Here is a 9,692-nt window from a genome sequence, read left to right as displayed (position 1 = left end):
GCGCCGTGCTGCTCGGCGTCCTGCCCTTCGCGCTGCTGCTGGTCGAGCGCCTGGCCGCGCCGGCGCGCACCGACGAGCGACCGCGCCGGACGAGCGCCGTCGTCGGCGGCGCGCTGCTGCTCGGACTGGCCTGCGGCGCGCTGGCGGGAACGCACCTGGGACAGGCACGAGCCGCCCTGGCGTTCGTCGCCGGGTTCGCCGCCCTGCGGTTCGCCGCGTCGCGTCGCGAACCGGGCACCCGCGCGCGCGGCGTCGGGATCGTCGGCGGCCTGGCCTTCGGCGCGCTGCTCGCGCTGCTCGTCGTGGCGCCCATGCTCCACGAGGCGCCGCGCCTGAGCGGGCCGTTCGGGACCTCGTCGGCAGCGGACGCCGGCGGCGCGATCCCGCAGGTCTTCGGCTCCGGCTTCCAGCCGCGCCTGCCCGACCCGACCGAGTTCCTGGGCGCGCTGCGCTGGAACTTCTTCGGGAGGCACTACCTCGGCCTCGCCAGCTGCCTCCTCGCCTGCCTGGGCCTGTTGCGGATCCGGCGGACCTCCGAGGCGGGGCGCGCGGGTTGGCGGACCCTGCTCGTCCTCGCGGCGGCGCCGTGGTTCATGCTGGCCCCCTCGGAGCGCGGTCTCGACCTGATCCACATCGGCGGCCTGCTGCTGGCCGCGGGCGCGGTCCGGGGCTGGTCCGCGCGGAGCGATGGCGACCGGGGTGTCGGCGACCGGGGACTCCGCGCGGCGACGGTGCTGCTGATCGCGTTCGCCGTGCTGGACCAGCTGCCCATCCAGGCGCTCAGCAGCTACACGCGCACCCGCGACGACCGGGCCGAGGCCTACCGTCTCCTCGAGACCGACGACGGCGGGCACCGCCTGGTCGAGTTCAGGACCTGGCCCGGCTCCCCGCTGCGCGGCAACATCTGGAGCTACGCGCCGACGCGGCGCGTTCCCGCCGCCGGCGGCCCCTTCTTCCAGGGCGCGCCCCGGGAGTACTGGTACACGGCGGCGGTCATCCAGACGATCGGCGCCAAGCTCGCCGCGGGCGGGAAGCTCGACGAGGACGACGCCCGGCTGCTGGGGTTCTTCGACATCGGCGATCTCCTGTTCACGAAACCGCTGAGCGAGGTCGTCGATCCCTCGGCCTTCGCCGGCGAGGGCTGGCGGGTCCGACCCGGTGATCGCGCGCTGCGCGTCGCGCGGGCCTCGCCGGTCGCCGTGCTTGCCGACGCGTCCGTCCCGTCCCCCGCGCTCCCCGCCGACGCGAGCCTGGGCGTCGACGGTCTGGCGACCGCGCACGCCGAAGCTCTGGCCGCGGAGATCCGCGCCTGGCTGACGGCGGCGGACCCGCGCCCCGTGGCCGGGACGCGCGCCCGGGTGCTGCCGGACCGGTGGGAACTGGAGCTGCCCGCGGATGAGTGGGGCGCGGTCCGGCTCGCCAGGAACCCCTACCCGAGCACGGTCGTCGAGGTCGACGGCGCGCCCGTCGGCTGGTCGCCGGCACCCCTGGGCGGGATCCTGATCCGCCTGGAGCCCGGGGCCCACGAACTGGTCGTGCGCACCGGGACGCCGGTCGCGGCGGCCTGCTGGTGGGTCGGCGTCGTCCTGTCGGCGACCGCGATCGCCGCGGCCGCCGTCGCGCTGCGGCGCTCCCGGCCGGTCGGCCCGCGACCCGGTGCTTCATCGTGAAGGACCAGCGCCGCGCCACGCTGTTGGGCCTCGTCACGGTGCTGATGTGGTCGACCGTGGCGACGGCCTTCAAGCTCTCGCTGCGGCACCTCTCGCCGGTCGCCCTGCTGGCCTGGTCGGCGACCGTGTCGCTGCTGGTGCTGGCCGCCGTGGTGACGGCGCGGCGCGGCTGGACGGCCCTGCGGCGGGCGCCGCGGCGCGACCTGCTGCTGGCGGCCGGGCTGGGCGTCGTCAACCCCTGCCTCTACTACCTGATCCTGTTCGAGGCCTACGACCGCCTGCCCGCCCAGGTCGCGCAGCCCCTGAACTACACCTGGGCCCTGACGCTGACCTGGCTGTCGGTGCCCCTGCTCGGGCAGCGCCCGCGCGCGCGCGACCTGCTGGCCGGGCTGGTGTGCTACGCGGGCGTGGCGGTGATCAGCACCGGCGGCGACCTGCGGGACTGGCGGAGCGTCGATCCGGCGGGCGTGGCCCTGGCGCTGGGCAGCACGCTGCTGTGGGCGCTCTACTGGCTCGGCAACGCGCGCTCGCGGCTGGAGCCGGCGTCGGGGCTGCTGGTGAACTTCGCCGTCGGCGCACCGCTGGTGCTGCTGTACGGCTGGGCGCGGCGCGACCTGGGCGCGGACGGACCGGGCCTGCTGGGCGCGCTGTACGTCGGCGTCGTGGAGATGGGCGTCACGTTCGTGATCTGGCTGACGGCGCTGAAGCTGGCGGAGAACACCTCGCGCGTCGCCAACCTCATCTTCCTGTCGCCGTTCCTGTCGCTGGTCTTCATCCAGTTCGTGCTGGGCGAGGCCGTGCGGCCGGCGACGCTGGGCGGGCTGGCGCTGATCGTGGGCGGGCTGGCGTGGCAGGCGCGAAGGCGGGAGTAGGGACGAAGGCGCTAGTCGGTCTTCCCCTCGCGCAGGCGGATCAGCGCGGCGAGCCAGCGGTTCAGCGGCGCGTCCATCCCGAACGCCTCGGCCTGCCGCGCGACGAAGCCGTTGAGGTGCTCGATCTCGGTGGGACGGCCCCGCGCCAGGTCCTGCGCCATGGAGTTGAGGTTGCGCGAGCGCGCCAGCACGAGGTCGATGCGCTCGGGCAGCTCGTCGGGCAGGTCGACGCCGTCGCGGGCCGCCACCTCCATGACCTCGCGGGCCACGGCCAGCCGCAGGTCGGCCAGGTCGTCGTCGGCGAGGTCGCAGTTGCGGCGGCCGGTGAGGCCGGCCAGCGGGTTGGCCACGCAGTTCAGGGCCAGCTTCTCCCACGAATGCCGCGCGAGGTCGTCGATCCGCTCGACGCGCAGGCCGGTGGGCGCCAGCGCCGCCGCGACCCGGTCCTCGCGCACGCCGTGCAGCAGCAGCGCGCGGCCGCCCCAGGCCGACACGCGTCCCGGGCCGTCCATCGTCGCGCCGAACTCCGCCACGACCCTCACGACCGGCCGGCCCAGTGCCTCGCCCAGGATCTCCTGCGGCGCGAACCCGTTGGCGACCACCGCGACCACGGTGTCCTCGCGCAACCGGTCGCGCACGGCGCGGGCCGCGGCCGCCAGATCGATCACCTTGACCGTCACCAGCAGCAGCGCGTCCGCCTCCAGGGGCGGGCAGGCGTCGGCCACGGCCACCGGCACGACGGCGTTCTCGATGCCGGCCAGCCGCAGGCCCGAGGCGCGCATCGCCAGCGCGTGCTCGCCGCGGGCCACCAGCACGGCCGGCGGCGCGAGGCGCGCGCCCATCCAGCTGCCGAGGGCGCCGGCTCCGAACACGACGTTCTGTCGGAAGGGTCGCGTCTCCATGGCCCCAGCATGGGGCCATCGGCCCCTGCCGTCAACGGCGACGGCCCCTCTCCCGTCGCGGGAGGGGGGCCGTCCGGTCGCCGCGGCGATGGGCGCCTCAGCGCACCAGCACCATCTTGCGGGTCTGGGTCCGCCGGCCGTCCTCGAGCCGGTACAGGTAGAGGCCCGAGGGCATCTCCGAACCGGACTCGTCGCGGCCGTCCCAGACGACGCTGTGCTCGCCCGGAGCGTAGACGCGCTCGGCCAGGGTCCGCACCAAGCGGCCCTGGAGGTCGTACACGCCCAGCCGCACGCCGGCGGCGCGGTCGAGCGCGAAGACGATGGTCGTCTGCGGGTTGAAGGGGTTGGGAGAGTTCTGGGCCAGGGAGAGCGCCCGCGGCAGGCCGGCGTCGGCCACCGGCGTCGGCGCGGTGAGGTCGACGGTCAGGGCCGCGTCCGTGTTGGCCTGCAGGTCGGCCAGGCTCTCGCCCCACACCAGCGCGTAGAGGAAGACGGCCTCGGCGCCGGACGCGATGGACACCGGTCCGGCCGACGTCAGCGCCGACCAGTCGTTGGCCGTCGTGGTCGTCGGCGTCGAGATCGTCGCGTTCAGCAGGCGGAACTTGGTGGTGTCGCTGATGTAGCCGTTGGGATACACCTGCGTCGGGTTGGAGATCAGCGTCAGGTTCTTGGCCGTGGTCGGCTCGCGCAGGGCGATGCCGTAGTAGTAGCCGCCGGCGTCGGGGTACATGTAGGTGAGGCGGCGCGTCGCGTCGACGGCGCCGCGGTTCAGCGACGAATCGTCGATGTCGAAGTCGCAGAAGATGCCGGTGTAGTAGCCGCTGATCGTCGTCGCCGCGTTGTTGCGCACCGTGTAGCGCAGGATGACGAAGTCGTCGTTCGGCGCGTCGGCGAAGGCGAAGCTCTCCTGGGTGACCGTGATGTTGCGCGGCACGATGTTACCGGAATCCTTGAAGATCGCCTGGAACTGCTGGTCGGCGATCGCGGTCCCCAGGTCCGCCATGCGCCCGTTGGGCGTCGCGACGGTCTGCCAGTCGTAGCTCGTGGCGCCCTCGGCGTAGTCGTGGTTGCACACGTAGCTCACGGTGGCGCCGCCCCAGAACGAGCCGACGTACAGCCCGTTGGCGCCGGCGGGGCCGAAGCCCGCGCCCTCGGCCTGCGTGGCGAAGGTGTAGCCCAGCGAGCCGGTGTCGGTGACCGTGGCCAGGACGTTCCCGGCGTCGTGCGTCCGCCACTCGGGCAGGCCGACGAAGTACTCGGCGTCGAACGTCACTTCGTAGCCGTCCTGGGCCGTGACCGTCAGCAGCATGGTGAAGGTCGCGCCCTGGGCCGCGCCCGGGTCCGCCACGAGCGAGAAGACGTCGGCGGCGTTGTCCGCCGTGCCGCCGTTGGCCGCGATCGCGCCGAAGACGGCGGCGCCCTCGGTGACCGCGGCGGGCCCGCCCGCGACGACCGCGAGGCCGCCCGTGACGGACGTGGCCGCGACCAGCGCGCTGGTGTTGGCCAGCGTGAAGACGACGTCGAACGCCTCGCCCGGGTCGATGACGCCGTCGGCGGTCGCGTCCAGGATCTCGAAGGAGCTCCACGACAGCTGCGGCGCCTGGGTCGCCGGGACCATGTTCACGGCCGCCAGCGCGTCGATGCGGCCGGTGCCGAACTGGTTGTCCTTGCCGACGGTGCCGAGGTCCAGCGACGACAGCTCCATGATCGAGTCGACGCCGGCCGGCGACAGGGTCGGGTTCTTCTGCAGCATGAGCGCCGCGACGCCGGCCGCATGCGGGCAGGCCATCGAGGTGCCGCTCCAGGTGTTGCCCGAGTAGCCGCTCGGGGGCACCAGCGAGTTCACGTTGACCGCCGGGGCCGAGACGTCCGGCTTCAGCAGGCCGACGCCGGGGAGGTAGGGCCAGTCGTTCCACGGGTCGACGTTGTCCCACTTCACGGGCCCCCACGACGAGGCGGTGTAGCCGGCGTTGGACATGTAGCCGGTGCCGCCGACGGCCACCACGCCGCCGGTCGAGGAGTAGCGCGTGCCGTCGATGGCGTTCCAGGGGGCCGGGACGCGCGCGGTCAGGCCGCACTCGATCGGGGGCTCGTAGGTGGCGTGGTCGTTGCCCGAGGAGTTGAAGATGGTGATGCCGGCCGTGCGCATGACGTTGCAGGTCTCGCGCTCGGCGCGCATCAGCGAGGGGTCCAGGTCGCCGGGGACGCCCAGCGACATGGTGATCAGCCGCGCGCCGTTCTCCAGGATGTACTGGTAGGACTGCCAGATCATGCCCAAGCTGCCGGAACCGGCGCTGTTGAAGGCCTTGCAGGCCATGATCTGCGCGCCGGGCGCCACGCCGGTGGCGGTGCCGCCGGTGCCGTCGCCGGCGACGGTGCCCGCGGTGTGCGTGCCGTGGCCGGGGCTGGCGGAGTCGTCGTTGGGGTTGCCGTCGAGGTCGCCGAAGTCGTAGCCGTGGACGTCGTCGACGTAGCCGTTGGCGTCGTCGTCGAGGCCGTTGCCGGCGATCTCGCCGGGGTTGGTCCACAGGCGGTTCGCGATGTCGGGGTGCGCCAGCCAGACGCCCGAATCGATGTGGCCGACGACGATGCCGTCGCCGTGGTAGCCCAGGGCCCAGACGTCGTCGGCGTTGATCCAGCCGATGCTCCAGACGTTCGCCAGCAGGGGGCTCTCGCCGGTCGTCGCCGGCGCGTCGGCGGCGCGGGAGTCCATCACCGAGGAGATCAGGTCGTAGTCGCGGTCGTGGCGCATGACGCCGGCGGACTTGTCGGCGGCCAGGACGGCCACCGCCGCGGCGTCGGCCTCGAAGAGCAGGGCGTTGGCCACGTAGAGCGAGCGCACCTTCTCGACGCGCCCCGCGGCCGCCGCCGCCCGCAACGCGGCGCGCACGGGCGCCTCCGCCGTCGCGGCACGGCCGCGCAGCGCGTCGATGACCGCGGCGCGGCGGGCCGAAGGCGTCAGGCCCTCCAGCGACGGGGCGAGGGACTCCAGGCCGGCGTCGCCGGGGAGCAGCACCAGGACCGGCACGGTGCCGCCGTCGGCCTTGGCGGCCAGGGCCGCCCGCAGCCCCGGGTCGACGTCCAGGGCGGACGCCGGCAGGGCCGCCAGCAGGGCCACCGCAGCCAACGTCAATAACGACAACGGAATACGACGCAACATGACGAGTCTCCTCGGTCAGAGGGATCGGGTACGGGGTCGTTCGGTGCGGGGGCAACCACTCTACCCCAATTCGCGAGGCAGGGCAACGGGCAGGCCCCGTAAATGGCAGGTCCCGCCCGCTCAGGCGCGGCGGGGTTTGCGGGCCGGGGTCGCGGGCGAGCGGGGCGGGTCGCCGCCGGTGCCCGACAGCTTCGCGAAGGTCTCGTCGTAGTCGCGGATGGCGGCGGTGACGACCTTACGGGCGTGGACGGCGCCGTAGGTCTTGGCGATCGTCTGCTTCGACTTGTGGCCGGGCACGAGCTTGTAGGTGGTGAAGTAGTGTTCGAGGCGCTCGATGAGCGCTTCGGGCGCCTGCCGGATGTCGCGGACGCGGTCCCACATCAGGTCGTTGTGCAGGATGCCCACGATCTTGTCGTCGGCCTCGCCGTTGTCGATCATCTGGAAGCCGCCGATCACCCGGACGTTCAGCACGACCTCGGCGCGCGCGATGGGCCGCTCGCTGAGCACGCAGATGTCCAGCGGGTCGCCGTCGCCCACCGAGGCCTTGGGGCAGAGGGCGCTGACGCGCGGGCCGCAGTACGTGCGCGGCACGAAGCCGTAGAGGGCCGGCGGCTGCGCCGACGAGCGCTGGGGCCGGTCGGCCCGCATGTAGCCCGTCGTCTTGTCGATCTCGTACTTGATCACGTCGAAGGGCGTGATCTCGATGTAGGCGTGCACCAGCTCGGGCGGCTGCGGGCCCGCGGTCAGGCCGTGCCAGGGGTGGGGGCGCCAGGGGTGGAACGAGAGGAAGTCACGCATGACAGGCTCCTTGGGTGCGCGTCCGCGCGATCATGTCACGCGCCGCGGCGGCGATCAACGCAGTTCGAAGCGGTGGGTGATCCGCGCCGTCCGGCCCAGCATCGCCCCCACCGAGCAGAACGTGCCGGACGACAGCTCGATCGCCCGCGCCAGCTTCTTCTCGGGCACCTCGCCGGTCACCACGAACAGCACGTCGATCGACGTGTAGACCCGCGGGTGGTCCGCGGCGCGCTCGGCGTCGACCTCCACGCGCAGGGACGCCGGCGGGCAGCGCATCTTCTCCAGGATGGCGACCACGTCGACGGCCGCGCAGCCGGCCAGCGCGTGCAGGACGGCCTCCATCGGCGAGGGGGCCGTGCCGTCGCCGCCCATCGCGACCGGGACGTCGAAGCGGCTCTCGCGGCCGTCGGCGGTGCGGCCCGTGAAGCGGCGGCCGCCCTCCCAGGTCACGGTGTGCTGCGGCATGGATCCCTCCGGAACGGGGACGTTCAGTGGCGGTGCATGCGCCAGCGGACCCGGCCGCGGACGCGGGGCAGGTCCTCGTAGTGGTCGACGCGCTGCATCAGGGCGTTGATCTCGGCGCCGAGCAGGAAGATGAAGCCCGACAGCCACAGCCAGACCATCAGGATGATGAACGTGGCGATCGAGCCGTAGGTCAGGTTGTAGGAGCTGAAGTTGCGCAGGAACAGCCGGAACAGCGACGAGGCGCCGAACCACAGGACGGTGGCGGTCACCGTGCCCGGCAGCACCCACACGTAGCGCTGCTTCGCCTCGGGCGCGTAGTGGTAGAGGATCGACAACGCCAGCAGGTTCAGCAGCAGCACCAGCGGCAGGCGCAGGGTCAGCCAGAAGTTCTGGCTGTCGCCGGCCAGGCCCAGGAGGCGGAAGAAATCGTGCGTGAGGTCCGGCCCCAGCAGCACCAGGGCGGTGGACAGGATGACGAAGCCGCTGAGCGCCAGGGTCAGCACGATGGACAGGACCTTCTGGTGCACGAGGTTGCGCTTGGGGTGGATGTTGTAGGCCCGGTTGATCGTCGTGATCAGGGCGCCCACGCCCATCGAGCCCGACCACAGCGCGGCCATCAGGCCCAGGCCCAGCAGCCCGCCGCCGCGCTGCACCAGCAGCGAACGGACCGTCCCGGCCACCAGATCGTACGTGTCCCCGGGCAGCGCCTCGCTCAGGACGCTCAGCACCAGGTCCGGCTGCAGCATCGGCAGGTAGCTGATCAGGCTCAGCAGGAACAGGATGAAGGGGAACAGGGCCAGCATCATGTAGTAGGCGATCTGCGCGGCCATGCCCATGCAGTCGTCGTAGCCGATCTCCCGCTGCAGGCGGCGCAGGAACAGGCAGGATCGTTTCAGGGCGCGTCGGTAGTTCATGACCGCTGTAGAATGCGGTCGGCGCCGTGAAAAAGCAATCGGTTGAGCGCCGGGGCCGGCCATGGCAGGATCCCGGGGTTCCCGAACCCCCAACCGCCCCGCCTGGAGGAGCCATGAAGTCCGCCGCCCGCCTGCTGTTGCCGGCCATCCTGCTCGCCGCCGCGACGGCCGTCGCCGCCGAGCGCGTCACCGTCCCCGTCGAGGCCTGGCTCGTGTCCGGCCCCGCGCCGGTCGCCCTGCCCGCCTTCCACGACGAGGACCCCGGCAAGGTCGCCCTGGCCGACCTGTTGGACTTCCCCGCCCGCGACGTCGGGCGGCTGCGGCCGCGCGAGGGCGCCGACGGCTGGCGCCGGGTCGCGACCGCGGCCGGCGCGATGACGCTGGAGTCCGGCGGCGCCGCCGAAGCCTGGCTGTTCTCCTACCTCGTGGCGAGCCGCGGGGTCGAGCCGACCCTCGAACTGGAGGGCAAGCACCCGCTGAAGGTCTGGCTCGACGGCGCGCCCGTCGTGCTGGCCGACAAGGACGGCCTGCGCACCGCGGCGCTGAAGCTCGAGCCGGGCCTGCGCCGCCTGGCCGTGCGCGCGCTGCGCGACCCCGCGCTGACGGAGCCCTGGACGCTGAAGGCGGCGCTCGCCCTGGAGAGCGACGCACCGGCTTTTGCCACGACGCTGGTCCCGACCCGCCCCACCGACATCCGCGACGAACTCGACGCCCCGAAGGCGACCGCGCTGGCCGTCTCCCCCGACGGCGAGCTGGTCGCGCTGTCGCTGGGCGCCTATGCGCCCGACGGGAAGCGCGAGAGCTGGCTGGAGGTGCGCCGCGTGAAGGACGGTTCGCTGGCGTTCGACTGGCGCGGCGCGCCCGCGCCCGACCAGCTGGCGTGGCTGCCCGACGGCAAGGCCTTCTCCTAC

General features: G+C 73.2%; 8 protein-coding genes. 3 read left to right on the top strand and 5 right to left on the bottom strand.

Annotated elements, in window-relative coordinates:
- Positions 1-1,670 (top strand): hypothetical protein (locus tag Q7W29_00450; protein ID MDO9170283.1); only part of this gene is annotated, 1,670 nt, incomplete at its 5' end.
- Entirely contained in the window at positions 1,667-2,542 is an 876-nt protein-coding gene (locus Q7W29_00445; protein MDO9170282.1) for a DMT family transporter, read from the top strand. The genes Q7W29_00450 and Q7W29_00445, both read left to right, overlap by 4 nt.
- Positions 2,543-2,553: 11 nt before the next feature.
- Here Q7W29_00445 and Q7W29_00440 read toward each other — a convergent pair whose 3' ends face one another.
- The 5 genes from Q7W29_00440 to Q7W29_00420 form a co-directional block, all read right to left on the bottom strand.
- Positions 2,554-3,444 carry a 2-dehydropantoate 2-reductase gene (locus Q7W29_00440; protein ID MDO9170281.1) on the bottom strand — a complete coding sequence of 297 codons (891 nt, stop codon included), beginning with the start codon at positions 3,442-3,444 and terminating at the stop codon, positions 2,554-2,556.
- A 97-nt stretch (positions 3,445-3,541) separates the two neighbouring features.
- On the bottom strand, positions 3,542-6,604 hold the full coding sequence (locus Q7W29_00435) for a S8 family serine peptidase (GenBank protein ID MDO9170280.1): 3,063 nt from the start codon (positions 6,602-6,604) through the stop codon (positions 3,542-3,544).
- 120 nt (positions 6,605-6,724) lie between these two features.
- Positions 6,725-7,402, bottom strand: coding sequence for an inorganic pyrophosphatase (locus Q7W29_00430; GenBank protein ID MDO9170279.1), 678 nt, complete (start codon positions 7,400-7,402; stop codon positions 6,725-6,727).
- A 54-nt stretch (positions 7,403-7,456) separates the two neighbouring features.
- Positions 7,457-7,867, bottom strand: a complete 411-nt coding sequence (locus Q7W29_00425; protein MDO9170278.1) for an OsmC family protein — start codon at positions 7,865-7,867, stop codon at positions 7,457-7,459.
- A gap of 23 nt (positions 7,868-7,890) precedes the next feature.
- Positions 7,891-8,781, bottom strand: coding sequence for a YihY/virulence factor BrkB family protein (locus Q7W29_00420; protein ID MDO9170277.1), 891 nt, complete (start codon positions 8,779-8,781; stop codon positions 7,891-7,893).
- Positions 8,782-8,894: 113 nt separating this feature from the next.
- Here Q7W29_00420 and Q7W29_00415 point away from each other — a divergent pair.
- A partial coding sequence (locus Q7W29_00415; protein ID MDO9170276.1) for a hypothetical protein occupies positions 8,895-9,692 on the top strand: 798 nt, incomplete at its 3' end.

This window comes from bacterium (genome assembly GCA_030654305.1).
Lineage (GTDB): Bacteria > Krumholzibacteriota > Krumholzibacteriia > LZORAL124-64-63 > LZORAL124-64-63 > PNOJ01.
Note: the sequence above shows the minus strand (reverse complement) of the source record. Positions and strands in the feature narration are given on the sequence as shown.